The sequence below is a fragment of the Paraburkholderia caffeinitolerans genome (assembly GCF_902859945.1).
Lineage (GTDB): Bacteria > Pseudomonadota > Gammaproteobacteria > Burkholderiales > Burkholderiaceae > Paraburkholderia > Paraburkholderia caffeinitolerans.
Map to the genome: position 1 here is coordinate 20,864 of NZ_CADIKL010000040.1, position 13,788 is coordinate 34,651.

12 protein-coding genes are annotated in these 13,788 nt (G+C 62.9%); 8 read left to right on the plus strand and 4 right to left on the minus strand.

All coding sequences use genetic code 11. The features are described 5' to 3' along the window. The first annotated feature begins 4 nt into the window (after positions 1–4). Positions 5–2,485 (plus strand): GcvT family protein, encoded by a 2,481-nt coding sequence (locus tag HV773_RS28820; protein WP_175197571.1) that lies wholly within the window; start codon positions 5–7, stop codon positions 2,483–2,485. 111 nt (positions 2,486–2,596) lie between these two features. Further along, on the plus strand, positions 2,597–3,097 hold the full coding sequence (locus tag HV773_RS28825) for an aminoacyl-tRNA deacylase (RefSeq protein ID WP_175197572.1): 501 nt from the start codon (positions 2,597–2,599) through the stop codon (positions 3,095–3,097). 165 nt (positions 3,098–3,262) lie between these two features. Here HV773_RS28825 and HV773_RS28830 read toward each other — a convergent pair whose 3' ends face one another. Continuing rightward, the gene (locus HV773_RS28830) at positions 3,263–3,421 is read right to left on the minus strand and encodes a hypothetical protein (protein WP_175197573.1); all 159 of its coding nucleotides are present in this window, start codon (positions 3,419–3,421) and stop codon (positions 3,263–3,265) included. Between the two features lie 187 nt (positions 3,422–3,608). Here HV773_RS28830 and HV773_RS28835 point away from each other — a divergent pair, with 187 nt between their 5' ends. The 5 genes from HV773_RS28835 to HV773_RS28855 all read left to right on the plus strand — a co-directional run bounded on the left by HV773_RS28835 (position 3,609) and on the right by HV773_RS28855 (position 8,323). Then, positions 3,609–5,012, plus strand: a complete 1,404-nt coding sequence (locus HV773_RS28835) for an amino acid permease (RefSeq protein WP_175197574.1) — start codon at positions 3,609–3,611, stop codon at positions 5,010–5,012. 152 nt (positions 5,013–5,164) lie between these two features. Further along, positions 5,165–5,899, plus strand: a complete 735-nt coding sequence (locus HV773_RS28840) for an ABC transporter substrate-binding protein (protein ID WP_175197575.1) — start codon at positions 5,165–5,167, stop codon at positions 5,897–5,899. Positions 5,900–6,123: 224 nt separating this feature from the next. Continuing rightward, positions 6,124–6,570, plus strand: coding sequence for a hypothetical protein (locus HV773_RS28845; RefSeq protein ID WP_175197576.1), 447 nt, complete (start codon positions 6,124–6,126; stop codon positions 6,568–6,570). 203 nt (positions 6,571–6,773) lie between these two features. After that, positions 6,774–7,487: a DUF1223 domain-containing protein gene (locus tag HV773_RS28850; RefSeq protein WP_343052399.1), complete on the plus strand. Its 714-nt coding sequence runs from the start codon at positions 6,774–6,776 to the stop codon at positions 7,485–7,487. An 80-nt stretch (positions 7,488–7,567) separates the two neighbouring features. Continuing rightward, positions 7,568–8,323 (plus strand): IclR family transcriptional regulator, encoded by a 756-nt coding sequence (locus HV773_RS28855; protein ID WP_175197577.1) that lies wholly within the window; start codon positions 7,568–7,570, stop codon positions 8,321–8,323. Between the two features lie 27 nt (positions 8,324–8,350). Here the strand turns inward: HV773_RS28855 and HV773_RS28860 are convergent, their stop codons facing one another. The 3 genes from HV773_RS28860 to HV773_RS28870 are packed head-to-tail and all read right to left on the minus strand — an operon-like array spanning position 8,351 to position 11,875. Beyond that, the gene (locus tag HV773_RS28860) at positions 8,351–9,205 is read right to left on the minus strand and encodes a citryl-CoA lyase (protein ID WP_175197578.1); all 855 of its coding nucleotides are present in this window, start codon (positions 9,203–9,205) and stop codon (positions 8,351–8,353) included. Between the two features lie 2 nt (positions 9,206–9,207). Continuing rightward, positions 9,208–10,404, minus strand: a complete 1,197-nt coding sequence (locus HV773_RS28865) for a CaiB/BaiF CoA transferase family protein (RefSeq protein WP_175197621.1) — start codon at positions 10,402–10,404, stop codon at positions 9,208–9,210. Between the two features lie 25 nt (positions 10,405–10,429). After that, entirely contained in the window at positions 10,430–11,875 is a 1,446-nt protein-coding gene (locus HV773_RS28870; RefSeq protein ID WP_175197579.1) for an MFS transporter, read from the minus strand. Between the two features lie 314 nt (positions 11,876–12,189). Between HV773_RS28870 and HV773_RS28875 the strand changes: the two genes are divergently transcribed. Next, positions 12,190–13,788, plus strand: a complete 1,599-nt coding sequence (locus HV773_RS28875) for a PqiB family protein (protein WP_175197580.1) — start codon at positions 12,190–12,192, stop codon at positions 13,786–13,788.

The following is a 13,788-nucleotide window of genomic DNA, read 5'->3' on the forward strand; positions in this document are numbered from 1 at the left end:
GCCCATGTCCACACCCGTTCCCTCCCACGCCCGCGTAGTCATCGTCGGCGGCGGTATTGTCGGTTGTTCCGTTGCGTATCACCTCACGAAGCTCGGCTGGCGCGACGTTGTCCTGCTCGAGCAGGGCACGCTCTCGTGCGGCACCACGTGGCACGCCGCGGGACTCGTCGGCCAGTTGCGCTCCCAGCAGAGCATGACGAAGCTGATTCGCTATTCGACCGCGCTCTACGCGGAGCTGGAGGCCGAGACGGGGCTGGCCACGGGCTGGAAGCAGTGCGGCTCGCTCTCGGTGGCGCGCACCAAGGAGCGCATGACGCAACTCAAGCGCACGGCGGCCTCCGCGCGGGCCTACGGCGTGGTGTGCGACGTGATCGGCCCACGCGAGGCCGGCGAGCTATGGCCCGTGATGCGCACCGATGACTTGCTGGGCGCGGTCTGGCTGCCCGGCGACGGCAAGGCGAATCCCACCGACCTCACGCAGTCGCTCGCGCGCGGCGCACGCCAGCGCGGCGCGCGCATTGTCGAGAACACGCGCATCACCGCCGTGCACACGGAAGCGACGCCCTCGGGCCGAGCGGCCACCGGCGTGTCGTGGCGCAACAAGGACGGCGAGGAGGGCACGTTGCATGCGGAGATCGTCGTCAACTGCGCGGGGCAATGGGCGAAGGCGGTGGGTCGCATGTGCGGCGTGACCGTGCCGCTGCATTCGGCGGAGCACTACTACATCGTGACCGAGCGCATCGCAGGCGTGCATCCCGATCTGCCGGTCATGCGCGACCCGGACGGATTCATCTACTTCAAGGAGGAAGTGGGCGGGCTTGTGATGGGCGGCTTTGAGCCCAATGCCAAGCCGTGGGGCATGAACGGCATTCCGGAGAATTTCGAGTTCCAGTTGCTGCCCGACGACTGGGATCAGTTCGAAATTCTCATGGAGAACGCGCTTCAGCGCGTGCCCGCGCTCGAAACCGCGCAGATCCGGCAGTTCTACAACGGGCCGGAATCGTTCACGCCCGACAACAATTTCATCGTGGGTGAAGCGCCCGAGTTGCGGCGCTTTTTCGTGGGCGCGGGCTTCAACTCGATGGGCATTGCCTCGGCGGGCGGGGCGGGCATGGCGCTGGCCGAGTGGATCGTCGCCGGGGAGCCGACCATGGATCTGTGGCCCGTGGATATCCGCCGCTTCGCGCGCTTCAACGGCAACGACACCTGGCTGCACGACCGCGTGAAGGAAACGCTCGGCCTGCACTATGCGATGCCCTGGCCGAACCGCGAACTCGACACGGCGCGCCCGTTCCGCCGCTCGCCGATCTACGCGCAACTCGCGGCCGATGGCGCGTGCTTCGGCAGCAAGATGGGCTGGGAGCGCGCGAACTTCTTCGCGCCGAGCCCGGACGAGGCGCGCATCGACTATGCGTTCGGCCAGCAGAACTGGCAGCCGTGGAGCGGCGCGGAGCACCGCGCGTGCCGCGAAGGCGTTGCGCTGTTCGACATGAGCTCGTTTGCGAAGCTGCTCGTGAAGGGGCGCGATGCGGAAGCGGTGCTGCAATCGATCGTCGCAAACGATGTTGCCGTGCCGGCAGGCTCCACTATTTACTCAGGGTTGCTAAACGAACGCGGCACCTACGAGTCGGACCTCACGCTCACGCGCCTCGCCGACGACCAATACCTCGTGGTGACCGGCTCGGCCCAGGCGACGCGCGATCTCGACTATCTGGAGAAAGCGATTCCCGCCGATCGCCACTGTGTGCTCGTCGACGTGACGAGCCAGTACTCGGTGCTCGCCGTCATGGGGCCGCACTCGCGCGCGCTGCTGCAAAGCGTGTCAAAGGCCGATTGGAGCGCCGAGGCTTTTCCGTTCGGTCAAAGCCGCGAGGTCGACATCGGCTATGCAACGGTGCGTGCCACGCGGCTCACCTATGTGGGCGAGCTGGGCTGGGAGTTGTACGTGCCGGTTGAATTCGCGGTGGGCGTGTACGAGACCCTGCACGCGGCGGGCAAGGCGTTCGGGCTCGTCAATGCCGGCTACTACGCGATCGATTCGCTGCGGATCGAAAAAGGCTATCGCGCATGGGGCCGCGAGCTCTCGCCCGATTGCAATCCATTCGAAGCGGGTCTCTCGTTCGCGTGCAAGCTCGACAAGGACATTCCGTTCCGGGGCCGCGAGGCGCTCCTGCGGCTGCGCAAGCAGCCCTTGCAGCGACGGCTTGTCGTGCTTACAGCAGAGGGCGCGAGCGAGCAGATGTTGTGGGGCGGCGAGGCCATTCTGCGCGATGGCGAGGCAGTGGGCTCGGTCACCTCGGCGGCCTTCGGTCATACGCTCGGCTGCCCGGTCGCGATGGGCTTTGTCTCGCGCGAGGACGGCGCCGTCGACGCCGCGTGGCTCGCTGACGCGCGCTATGCGATCGACGTGGCCGGGGATCTGATTCGAGCCACTGTGCATCTGAGCGCCCCGTACGATCCGCGTGCGTTGCGCGTGAAAAGCTGAACAGTGTTCATAGAAGCACGGCGGGCATGCTCACCGTGCTTCCTGGCACCGCGTGACCTATTCTGAAAAGACGCCAGAATTCCTTTTCTGGCTCTCGACAGGAGGTGTGTCATGTCGATCTCGCCAACCTTGCAGGAGTGCCTGCGCAGCAAGGGCTCCCGTTACGAAATCGTGCGTCACCCGTACAGCCATTCGAGCATGGAAACGGCGGCTGCCGCGCACGTTCCCGGTGACCGTCTCGCGAAAACCGTGCTGCTCGAAGACGAGCACGGCTATGTGGCCGCTGTGCTGCCTTCGACCCACGCCGTGCAATTTTCCGAGCTATGGAGCAAAACCGGACGGCGGCTCGCGCTCGCCACGGAAGTCGAGTTACGTGAATTGTTCAAGGATTGCGATGCGGGCGCATTGCCGCCGGTGTGCATGGCCTATGGCATGAAAACCTGGCTCGATTCGAGTCTCGCGGGGCAACCGGATGTCTACTTCGAAGCCGGCGATCACGAAGCGCTGATTCACATGGATGCGGATCAGTTTCTCGCATTGATGGACGACGCCGAGCGCGCGCATTTTTCACGGCGCATGCGCGGCATGGGTGCCATGAGCGCACGGCAGTAACCTGATGTTCTGTCCCGAAAGAGACTTTACGAGGAAGGTGATGCCCCATGACCTCCTGGTCGCAGTTCCTGAATCAAGCCGGATTTATCCAACTCTGACTGGTCCGGAATTTCGGGTCAGCCTCATAGCCCGGGACATGCATCTAAATAGATGTCCCGGGCTTCGTCATTTCCGTGCCTTGGAATTCACCACCCGCATCGTTGCCGCGGCATGCTCGGCAGTTGTTTTTTGTTGAATATTGTAAAAAAACAGGAACATATGCTGGGAAACACCCTTTAGGATGGCGCTGATCACCAGACTCTGACAAAGGGGCAGTTGCAGCACATGCAGGAGACGCCTTCCTGAAGCATGGGCTCATTCACCTTCGTAGTTCAAATCACCGGACACCATCCAATAAGGAAGAACCACGTCCGGCATCTCCCGTGAAGCACAGAACGTAGCTTGCCCACAAGACAGGCTAGGACACGTGCATACACACACAAACTTAAACAGGCTGTAAGGAGACATATCAATGCAGGCCAGCAGTAATAAAACGAAACTACATCGAGGCCTGAATCAGAGGCAGATGCGTTTGATCGCCCTGGGTTCAACTATTGGCGTCGGCCTGTTCCTGGGCTCGGCCAGTGCGATCAAGATGGCGGGTCCTGCCATCCTTCTGTCGTATCTCATCGGCGGGGCAATGATTTTCGTCATCATGCGCGCGCTTGGTGAAATGTCTGTGCACGATCCCGTAGCAGGTTCTTTCGCCCGCTACGCAAACAACTATCTGGGGCCCCTCGCCGGGTATATCACGGGCTGGAATTACTGGTTCCTGTGGGTTGTCACCTGCATTGCGGAGATCACCGCAGTCGGCATCTACATGCACGTGTGGTTCCCAGATGTCCCACGTTGGATCTGGGCACTCAGTGCATTGGCCATCATGGGCTCTGTGAACCTGTTGACCGTGAAAGCTTACGGTGAGTTCGAGTTCTGGTTTGCGCTCATCAAGGTCGTCACCATCGTTCTCATGATCGCTGTTGGGGCGGGAATGATTGTGTTTGGATTGGGCAATCATGGCGTCGCGTTGGGTATCTCCAACCTGTGGGCCCACGGCGGCTTTGCCCCGAACGGCGCTCAGGGCGTGCTTATGTCGATGCAGATGGTGATGTTTGCCTATCTGGGCGTCGAAATGGTTGGCCTTACGGCAGGTGAAGCTGAAAATCCGCAAAAGACGATCCCGGGCGCAATCAACTCGGTGTTCTGGCGCATTCTGATTTTCTACGGTGGCGCACTGTTCGTTATCCTGTCGATCTATCCGTGGAATGAGATCGGCACGCAGGGCAGCCCATTCGTGATGACCTTCGAACGACTCGGCATCAAGACAGCTGCGGGCATCATCAACTTCGTTGTATTGACCGCTGCGCTGTCGTCGTGCAACGGCGGGATTTTCAGCACGGGTCGTATGCTCTACAACCTTGCCCTGCAAGGCCAGGCTCCGAAGGCTTTCGGTCTCGCCACAGCATCCGGTGTTCCGCGCAATGCCATTGTCGTTTCGATGGTTGCGTTACTTGCTGGTGTGTTGCTCAACTACCTGGTGCCGGAAAAGGTATTCGTGTGGGTGACGTCGATTTCCACCTTCGGTGCAATCTGGACGTGGGTCATCATTCTCATTACGCAAATGAAGTTCCGCTCCAAACTCAGCGCAAGCGAGAAGCGTAATCTGAAGTTCCGCATGCCTTTCTATCCATATGGCTCGTGGATAGCGCTCACATTTCTGGTGATCGTCGTTGGCCTGATGGCGTACTTCCCTGATACACGAATTGCGCTCTATGTGGGCCCCGCCTGGCTCGTACTGCTCACCGTGTTGTACTACGCGTTGAAACTCGAACCCCAGGAAGCCAAGTTTGGTTCGATGGCGCGATCTGAACGTGGTTGATCTAAGCCCGAACTAGAATCAGGCAGTCGTAATAAAACAGAAAGGCCTGTTAGCACGATCAAATGCTAACAGGCCTTTCTTCTATGCAGGCGTAACATCATGGTTCAGATCGCTGCCTGGGTCACGTTTCGCTAATACGCCTTGCCACGCTCATGAACATCGATTCCGCCATCGTCGACGCGTTCGCGCCCACCGGCACGCTGCGCGCATCCATCAATCTCGGCAATCCCATTCTCGCGGGGCGCGACCCGGCTTCGGGCGAGGCATCCGGCGTTTCCGTCGATCTTGCGCGGGCGTTCGCGCAGCATCTCGGCGTACCGCTCGAACTCGTGGTGTTCGACACGGCGGGGCAGTCGGTGGAAGCGGTGAGCGAGGCGCGCGCCGACTTCGGTTTCTTTGCCGTCGATCCCCAGCGCGGGGAGACCATCGCGTTTACTGCGCCTTATGTGCTGATCGAAGGCTTCTATCTGGTGCGCGACGACTCGCCGGTGCGCGCCAATGCGGACGTAGACCAGCCGCATAACCGCGTCGCGGTCGGCAAGGGCAGTGCATACGATCTCTTTCTCACGCGCGAGTTGAAGGCAGCGCAAATTGTGCGCGCACCGTCGTCGCCCACGGTCGTGCAGACGTTCCTCGACCAGCGGCTCGAAGTGGCGGCAGGCGTGAAGCAGCAACTCGAAGCGGATGCGCGCAAGACGCCGGGGCTGCGTTTGCTCGACGAGCGCTTCATGGTGATCCGCCAGGCGATGGGCGTCGCGAAGCAACGTGGCCCGCGCGCCGCTGCGCTGCTTGGCGAATTCGTCGAGACGATGAAGGCGTCGGGCTTCGTAGCGGAAGCACTGGTACGCCATGGCATCGAAGGCGCTTCGGTTGCGCCGGCGGCTTGAAAGAAGGTTCGAACGCAGTAACTGTTAAAGAAAGTCAGCCAATCGTCAGCAATTGCAACCAGAGTAACAGTCCTCAAATATCGACGACTTCGTGCCCAAGGCTCGCTAAAGTGGCCCTGCCTGCCGCGTGATGCGGCGAGCAAGATGGAGCGGCCACTACGATTCGGCCGCGATCATCAAAGCCTGTTTTTTAAAGCCTGATCGATGCCCTTAGGGAGAAAACCATGAACACGATTCGCACGATGTTGCTCGGCGCCGCATTCACCGCTTTCGCTACCACGGCTGCTTTTGCGCAAACCAATCCGGCCGGCGCGCAGGGTTCGGCTGGTGTGGGCGCGAATGTCCAGACGCCGGTTCTTGGCGCAGGTGCGCAGGCAGGCGCAGGCGCTAACGCCGAGGGCGCTGGCCTTGCTGATGGCGCGAAGAACACCGTGGGTGCGGCAGCCGATACGGCTGAGGGGACCGCAAAGTCGGCCACCCATTCGACGAAGCAGCACGCGAAGCACGTTGCAGGAAAGACGAAGCATCAAGCGAAGGAGGCAACGTCGAGCGCGGAAGACGCCGTGGGCGGCGCGAAGGCGAAGGCCGGTGACACGCTCGACGGCGCGGCTGCGGCGCAAGGCGGGGCATCGGTTGGCGTGAAGGGCTCGGCTCAGGGCTCTTCGATGTAAGTCGCGGCAAGTCTGCCGGCGCGGCGCTCGATTCGCACGAGCTGCCGCGCCGGCATATTTATTAGTTGCAGCAGCACCGATGAATGCGAAAGGGCCTCAATATTCGCTATGGTCAGAATTGCTCGAGCCAATCGGCCACGGTGTAACTTTTTTGGCGGCTACGACGAACTAGAAACGAGTACCCCACGCTTTGGAGGCTCATCGTGTTCGCCCGTCTGTTTGCCCGTCAGCTTGCCCGTCTGTTCGCCGCTTTTGCCTTGCTGACCGCCGTGCCCGTTGCGGCCTCCGCCAGGCCTGTCGTGGTCGAATTGTTCACCTCGGAAGGTTGTTCGTCCTGCCCACCCGCGGACGCCTATTTATCTGATCTTTCAAGCAGCCGCCAGGACGTGCTCCCGCTGGCCTTTCACGTAACGTACTGGGACGGCCTTGGCTGGAAGGATCCGTATTCGCTGGAAGCGGCCACGCAACGCCAGGCCGACTACAGTTCGCATTTCGGCGGCGGTTCCTATACGCCGGAGATGGTCGTGGACGGACGCAAGAGCTTCGTCGGCTGGGACCGCGCCGCTGGAGAGAAGGCGATTCTCGCGGCTCAAGCGCGTGCCAGTGCCGTGTCCGTCAATGGCAGGCGCACCGGCAACACGCTGTCGATTGTCTTGGGCGCCGGATTGGGTCACGGCCAGATCCTTCTCGTCGGCTACGATCGCGAGCATGTCACGGCGGTTGGACGCGGCGAGAACTCGGGCCGCGCGCTCAAGGAGTCGAACATCGTTCGCTCCATCGAGCCCATCGGCGAGTGGAACGGCGCTTCGATGACCATCAGTCATCGCGTGCCTTCTGGCGATCTGGCGGCGGTACTCGTTCAGGCGCCCGATGGCAGCATCGTGGGCGCAACCCGAGTCGATTACGGCGCGCATTGAGACGGCTTGTGCCGCGCGGCTCGAATGACGCACGACATCGCGTAAAATCGGCTTCGTTCTCCATTCCCGCATCGACACTCATGCCCGCGGAAAAGCCGCTCAAGAAGGAAGAAGGCGTTGCCGTCATCGACCGCGCGTGCGCGATCCTGTTCGCGTTTCGCCCCGACGACGGCGCACTCACGCTCGCCGAACTCGCGGCGCGCACGGGGCTCTACAAAAGCACGCTGCTGCGCCTCGCAGGCGCGCTGATCCAGCACCGGCTGTTGCTGCGTCTCGACGATGGCCGCTATCAACTCGGGCCTGCCACCTTCGCACTTGGCGCGCTTTATCAGCGCAGCCTGAATCTGGGGGACATCCTCGTGCCGCTGATGCGCGAACTCATGGACGTGAGCGGAGAAAGCGTTTCGTTCTATGTGCGTGAGAACGCGGTGCGCGTGTGCCTGCATCGCGTCGATTCAAAACACGTCGTGCGCCATCATGTGCGCGAAGGCGATGTGCTGCCACTGGAGACGGGTTCCGGCGGGCGTGCATTGCTCGCGTTCAGCGGTGAGCCAGGCGAGATTTTCGAGCAGACGCGGCGGGACTATTACTGCATGTCGATTGGCGAGCGCGAGCGCGAAACCGCTGGCGTGTCGATGCCGGTGTTCGGCGTGCAAGGCGCATTGCGCGGTGTGCTCACGTTAGCGGGGCCGAGCTCGCGCATCGACCGTGCGTTTATCGAAGCCCATCTCGACGCGCTGTTCGATTGCGCCGCGCGCGCCACCGACGCGCTGGGCGGCGACTCGCGCGCGCTGCGCGCTGCACAGCGCGCACGCGCGGAGAACGCAGGTTCCTGAGCTCGACGCGTGTTTTAGCGGCTGTTTTCAGGCGTCGCCGGTTTCGAGGTGGCGTTCGCTCGGCCCCGTATACGCATAAGGAATTTGCCGCGGCATAGGCCCTTTGTTGCGCTCGCCGCGTCCGCGCTGCTCCCACGCATGCGCGAGGATGCCCACCGCGCGCGACAGGCAAAACACACCGCGCGCAAGCTCAGGCGCGAAGCTTAGCTCCGCGTAGATCACGGCGGTCACGCCGTCGATGTTCATCGGCACCGGCTTGTCTTTGCGCTTTTTCAGCAGCGCCTCGATTCCGCGCGCGATTTGCGCGTAGCGTCCGCCAATGTCGCCCGCCTGCACGCGCGCATCCACGAGTTCGAGCAGCCGCCCCGCGCGCGGATCGACAGGATGGAAGCGATGCCCGAAGCCCGGCAAATATTTTCCGTGCGTAGCGATGAACGCATCCACGCCCGCTTCTACCGCTTCATCGAGCCCATTGCCCGCATCGATGCGCGTCGCGATTGCCTCGTAAAGCTCGACCGACTGCTGGCCCGCGCCACCGTGCACGTCGTCGAGCGCGTTGAGTGCCGAGGCCATCGCGCCGTTCAACGGCAGCCCGCAACTCGTCGCCATGCGCGAGATCGCGATCGACGGTGCGTGCGGACCATGATCCACCGAGGCCACGAGTGCCGCTTCGAGCAGCGACGCTTGCGCTTCATTCGGCAACTCGCCGCGCAGCATCAGCCAGATCATCTGGGGGAAGCTCACGCGGCCGATAAGCTCCTGGATCGGATAGCCGCGCACGGCAATCGACCCCGGGTGAATGTCGATGATCGAGGTGCGCCAGTAGTCGGCGCACAGCGTGGCGGTGTCGGGCTTGCCCGTCGCGTCGTTCGTCGTGGACATGTTCAGATGACTCCTTGCGCATGCAGCGCGTCGATGTGCGCGGCGTCGTAGCCGAGTTGCGCGAGCGTGTCGCGCGTGTGTGCGCCAAGCGTGGGTGCGGGTGTGGTAGGCGCGGCGTCGCCGTCCGAGAGACGCAGGCCGGCGCGCGTCACGCGCTGCGCGGCCTCGCCCTGGGCGGGCGCGAATTCGCGCACGAAGCGCCGCTCGGCCAGGTGCGGATGCGCGAGTATCTGCGGCACGGAAAGCACGCGGCCCACCGGCACGCCGCGCGCGAGCAGACGCGTCTCCCAGTTCGCGGCGCTGTCGCCCGCGAGCGCGGCCTCGATCTCGGCCTTCAGTTCGGCGCGGTATTGCTTGCGTGCATGGCGCGCTGCGAAGCGTTCGTCGCGCGGCAGGTCGGGGCGGCCGATCGTCTCGCACAGGCCCTCGAACTGGCGCGTCTCATTCGCAGCGATGTTCAGCAGCCCGTCGCCGGTCCTGAACGTGCCCGAGGGCGCGGCGGTGAAATTCTCGTTGCCCATTGGCGTGGGCTCGACGCCCGCGTTCAAATAGTTCGACACGACCCAGCCCATTGTCGCGAGCGTGGCTTCGAGCATCGAGACATCGAGACGCCGGCCGCGCCCGCTCGTGCGCGCATCGACGAGCGCTGCGCAAATGCCGAACGCCGCTGTCAATCCGCCCACCGTGTCCGAAACCGGATAACCCACGCGAAGCGGAGCGCTCGTTGAATCGCCCGTCACGCTCATCACGCCCGCCATGCCCTGGATGATCTGGTCGTAGGCAGGGCGGGGCGAAAGCTCGCCGCTATCGCCGAAGCCTGAAATCGCGCAATAAACGAGGCGCGGATTTGCTCCGGACAACTGATCGTATCCAAGTCCCAGGCGATCCATCACGCCGGGGCGGAAATTCTCGACCAGCACGTCGGCGTCTTTCACAAGTGCGAGCAGGATCTCCTTGCCGCGCGGGTCCTTCAGGTTCAGCGTGATCGAACGCTTGCCCGCGTTCACCGCCACGAACGAGGCGCCCATATTGCGCGCGGCGGCATCCTTGTCGGCGCCAAGGCGCCGTGCCAGGTCGCCGCCTTCGGGATGCTCGACCTTGGTGACGTCGGCGCCCAGCAGCGCAAGTTGATAGGCGCAGAACGGACCCGCGAGCACGTTGGACAGATCGAGAACGCGCACTCCAGCCAAAGGCAACATAGTCACAGTGATTCCAGCCTCTTGATCAATGGGAAATATCGTCGAGCGCACGATTGTTGGTGCGCGGGCCGAAGAAACCGATCGCCGCCATGACCACCGCCATCGCGCCCGTGATGAGCGCGAACACGCCGGGAACGCCGAAGTGGCGCAGCGCGAACGCGATCATGAAGCCCGAGAACATCGCCGAAAGCCGCGACATCGAGTAGACGAAGCCCACCGCCGTCGCCCGCATGCGGGTGGGAAACAGCTCGACCTGGTAAGCGTGATAGCCGACCGAGAGCAGCGTGCCGCCGAGCGTGATGAGTACGCCGAACAGCATCAGCATGGCGGGCTCGGTCTGCATGGCGAACAGCGCGCCGCACACGGCGATGGCGAGTGCCGAGAGCACGACGAGCGTCTTGCGCTCAATGCGGTCGGCAAAGGTCATGCCGATGAGCGGGCCGAACGGATTCGACGCGGCAATCACGAATGCGTACAGCAGGCTGTGCGTGACCGTGATGCCCTTGGAGACGAGCAGGGTCGGCACCCACGAGGCGAAGCCATAGAAACCGATTGCCTGGAACAGGTTGAAGACGAGCATCGTGATCGTGCGGCGGCGATACGGCGGCTGCCAGATCTCGGCGAAGCGCGCCTGGGTTTGCGGCGCGCTGGCGCTTGCACTCGCACCAGCGTAGTCGGGCTCGGGCAGCGGACGGCCGTACTGCGCCTCGACCTTCGCTTCGAGCTTTGCGAGCACGCGCGCGGCCTCTTCGGTGCGGCCGCGCTGCGCGAGCCAGCGCACGCTCTCGGGCACGCGGCGGCGGATTGCCCAGGCGATGAGCGCGCCGCACGCGCCGAGCAGCACGACCCAGCGCCAGCCATCGATGCCGAGCGGCGCGCGCGGCACGAACCACCACGCGAGCAGCGCCACCGACGGCACCGCCGTGTACTGCACGAAATGAACGAAGGCGAACGCGCGGCCGCGCATGTGCATCGGCACGAGCTCGCTCACGTACGTATCGATGGTGACGAGCTCGATACCCACGCCGATGCCGGCGATCAGGCGCCATGCGTTGATGGCCGGCGCGGAGGTCTGCAACGCCATGATGAAGGTCGCCGCCGAGTACCAGAGCAGCGACGCCGTGAACATCGTACGGCGGCCGTAACGGTCGGCGAGCCGGGTGAAGCAGAACGTGCCGATGAACAGGCCCGCGAATGAGGCGGCCACGAACGCGCCGAGCCCGGAGAAGCCGAAGAACGACGCCGTGGTGGTCGAGTAAAGGCCGCTCTTCACGAGACCGGGGCCCACGTAGGCGGTGAAGAACAGATCGTAGAACTCGAACCAACCGCCTAGTGAAAGCATCAACACGAGCACCCAGATTGCGCGCGTGGCGGGCAGGCGGTCGATGCGCGCGTTGATTTGCGCGGCGCTGGCCGCAAGGGCATGGACGCGGGGCGGTTCGTGGACGGCGTCGAGCGGCAGGCTGGACATGGGAGGCGCCTCCTGGGTACGGGGTAAAGGCTTCACGGATTCGTCGTTCTGTCTAACAGAACGACGTTCTATAAAATGTGTGCGCATGATAGCGCAGGCCACTTTGTGGACCGACCCAGGGGTTTCACGGAGGGGGCGTGAGATCGAGTGCGGCTGAATCGTCTTGGCCGAACTAGCCGAAATCTCGTGCTAGTGCGCACATTGCAGTCGCTCAATTCGATGTCGAGCTATCGTCGTTTGTCCAATGTGCGGAGTGGCTTCATGCGTGTCGAACGGGTTCCAGTGCGGTTTGCCAATCTCATCGATCTCTATCATTGCGCGCTGGTGGCGCAGTGAGGGAGGGGGCGTCGCATTCCCGGGCGCGCTGGCTGCCTTCGCTCGTCTGGACCATCCCGCTGATCGCAGCCTTGCTTGGCGTCGTGCTGATCGCCCGGTCGGTACACTCGCGCGGCCCAACCGTCACTATCAGCTTTGCCACCGCCGGAGGCCTCGAGCGCGGCAAGACCCGCGTCAAAAGCAAGTCCGTCGACATCGGCACAGTGCGCGGGATCAGGCTGTCACATGACCTCTCGCATGTGCTGGTTACCGTTGAGCTCACTAAGGACGCGGAAAAATTCGCGGCGAAGGACACCCGGTTCTGGGTGGTGGCCCCAAGGGTTGGCGCAAGCGGCGTGTCGGGGCTTTCCGCGCTGCTGAACGGCCCGTTTATTGAAGCCGACGCCGGTCGGTCGAAAGCGCTGGCGAGCGATTTCGTTGGGCTGGAAGCGCCGCCCGCCGTGACCATCGATGAAAAGGGCCATCGCTACCGGCTGCACGCCGAAACGCTCGGCGCCCTCGACGTAGGTACGTCGATTTTCTACCGGCGTGATCGGGTGGGTCAGGTGATCGGCTATTCAATTGCCAAGGACGGGGCGAGCGTCAATATCGACGTGTTTGTGAAGGCGCCCTTCGACCAGTATGTGATGACGAACACGCGATGGTGGCGCGATAGCGGCGTGAAGGTGAAAGTCGCCTCGAACGGCGTCAATATCGATATGCAGTCGCTCGCAAGCATTCTTTCGGGAGGGCTCGCCTTCGAAGCGCCACCGGATAGTCCACGTCAGCCTCAGGCCCGCGACAACACGGAGTTCACACTGGCTGCCAACGAGGCCGAAGCAACGCGCGAGCCGGACGGCTTACCGCTGCGTCTGATGATGTATTTCGATCAATCGCTTCGTGGGCTCGCCGTGGGCGCGCCGGTGGACTTTAAGGGACTCGTGGTCGGTGAGGTAACGAACATCGGCGTCCATTACGATCGCCGGACGCGTGCTTTCACCATGCCGGTGACCATGAATCTGTACCCGCAACGCCTGCGGCGCCTCTCGAGCCACGGGCTTCCCGAAATGGGCACGCCAGAAGGTAAAGAGACGATGAAGGCGATGGTTGCGCGCGGATTGCGCGGGCAATTGCGCATTGCCAATGTGCTAACGGGGCAGCTCTATGTGGCGCTCAGTATTTTCCCGGAGGCGAAGCCCGCCAAAGCAAACCTCGATCACGACCCGATCGAACTGCCGACCGTGCCAGGCAAGCTCCTCGCGCTGCAAAGCGAAGCCGGCGATCTGGCGGCGAAGCTCGACAAGATGCCGCTCGATGAAATGGGCATGAACCTGAACAACTCACTGAAAGGCGCGGACCGGAAGATCACGCATCTCAGCAATGAGGTTTTGCCGCCGTTGAGCGACAACCTGGACTCAGTCCAACAATCGCTTGCTGGAGCGGGGGCCTCCTTGCAGCAAGATTCGCCATTCCAGGTGGAGGTGCATCAGACCTTGCAAGGCCTGATGCCCACTTTGCAGTATTTCAACGCCATGTCGGAGTATCTGCAGCGCCATCCGGAATCACTGCTGCGGGGCAAAGCGGGCGATAAGCCGTGA

Coding starts and splice junctions, on each gene's coding strand:
- HV773_RS28870 (WP_175197579.1), bottom strand. CDS start 11,875: ATGTCCAGCCTGCCGCTCGACGCCGTCCACGAACCGCCCCGCGTCCAT.
- HV773_RS28835 (WP_175197574.1), top strand. CDS start 3,609: ATGCAGGCCAGCAGTAATAAAACGAAACTACATCGAGGCCTGAATCAG.
- HV773_RS28840 (WP_175197575.1), top strand. CDS start 5,165: ATGAACATCGATTCCGCCATCGTCGACGCGTTCGCGCCCACCGGCACG.
- HV773_RS28845 (WP_175197576.1), top strand. CDS start 6,124: ATGAACACGATTCGCACGATGTTGCTCGGCGCCGCATTCACCGCTTTC.
- HV773_RS28860 (WP_175197578.1), bottom strand. CDS start 9,205: ATGTCCACGACGAACGACGCGACGGGCAAGCCCGACACCGCCACGCTG.
- HV773_RS28855 (WP_175197577.1), top strand. CDS start 7,568: ATGCCCGCGGAAAAGCCGCTCAAGAAGGAAGAAGGCGTTGCCGTCATC.
- HV773_RS28865 (WP_175197621.1), bottom strand. CDS start 10,404: ATGTTGCCTTTGGCTGGAGTGCGCGTTCTCGATCTGTCCAACGTGCTC.
- HV773_RS28825 (WP_175197572.1), top strand. CDS start 2,597: ATGTCGATCTCGCCAACCTTGCAGGAGTGCCTGCGCAGCAAGGGCTCC.
- HV773_RS28820 (WP_175197571.1), top strand. CDS start 5: ATGTCCACACCCGTTCCCTCCCACGCCCGCGTAGTCATCGTCGGCGGC.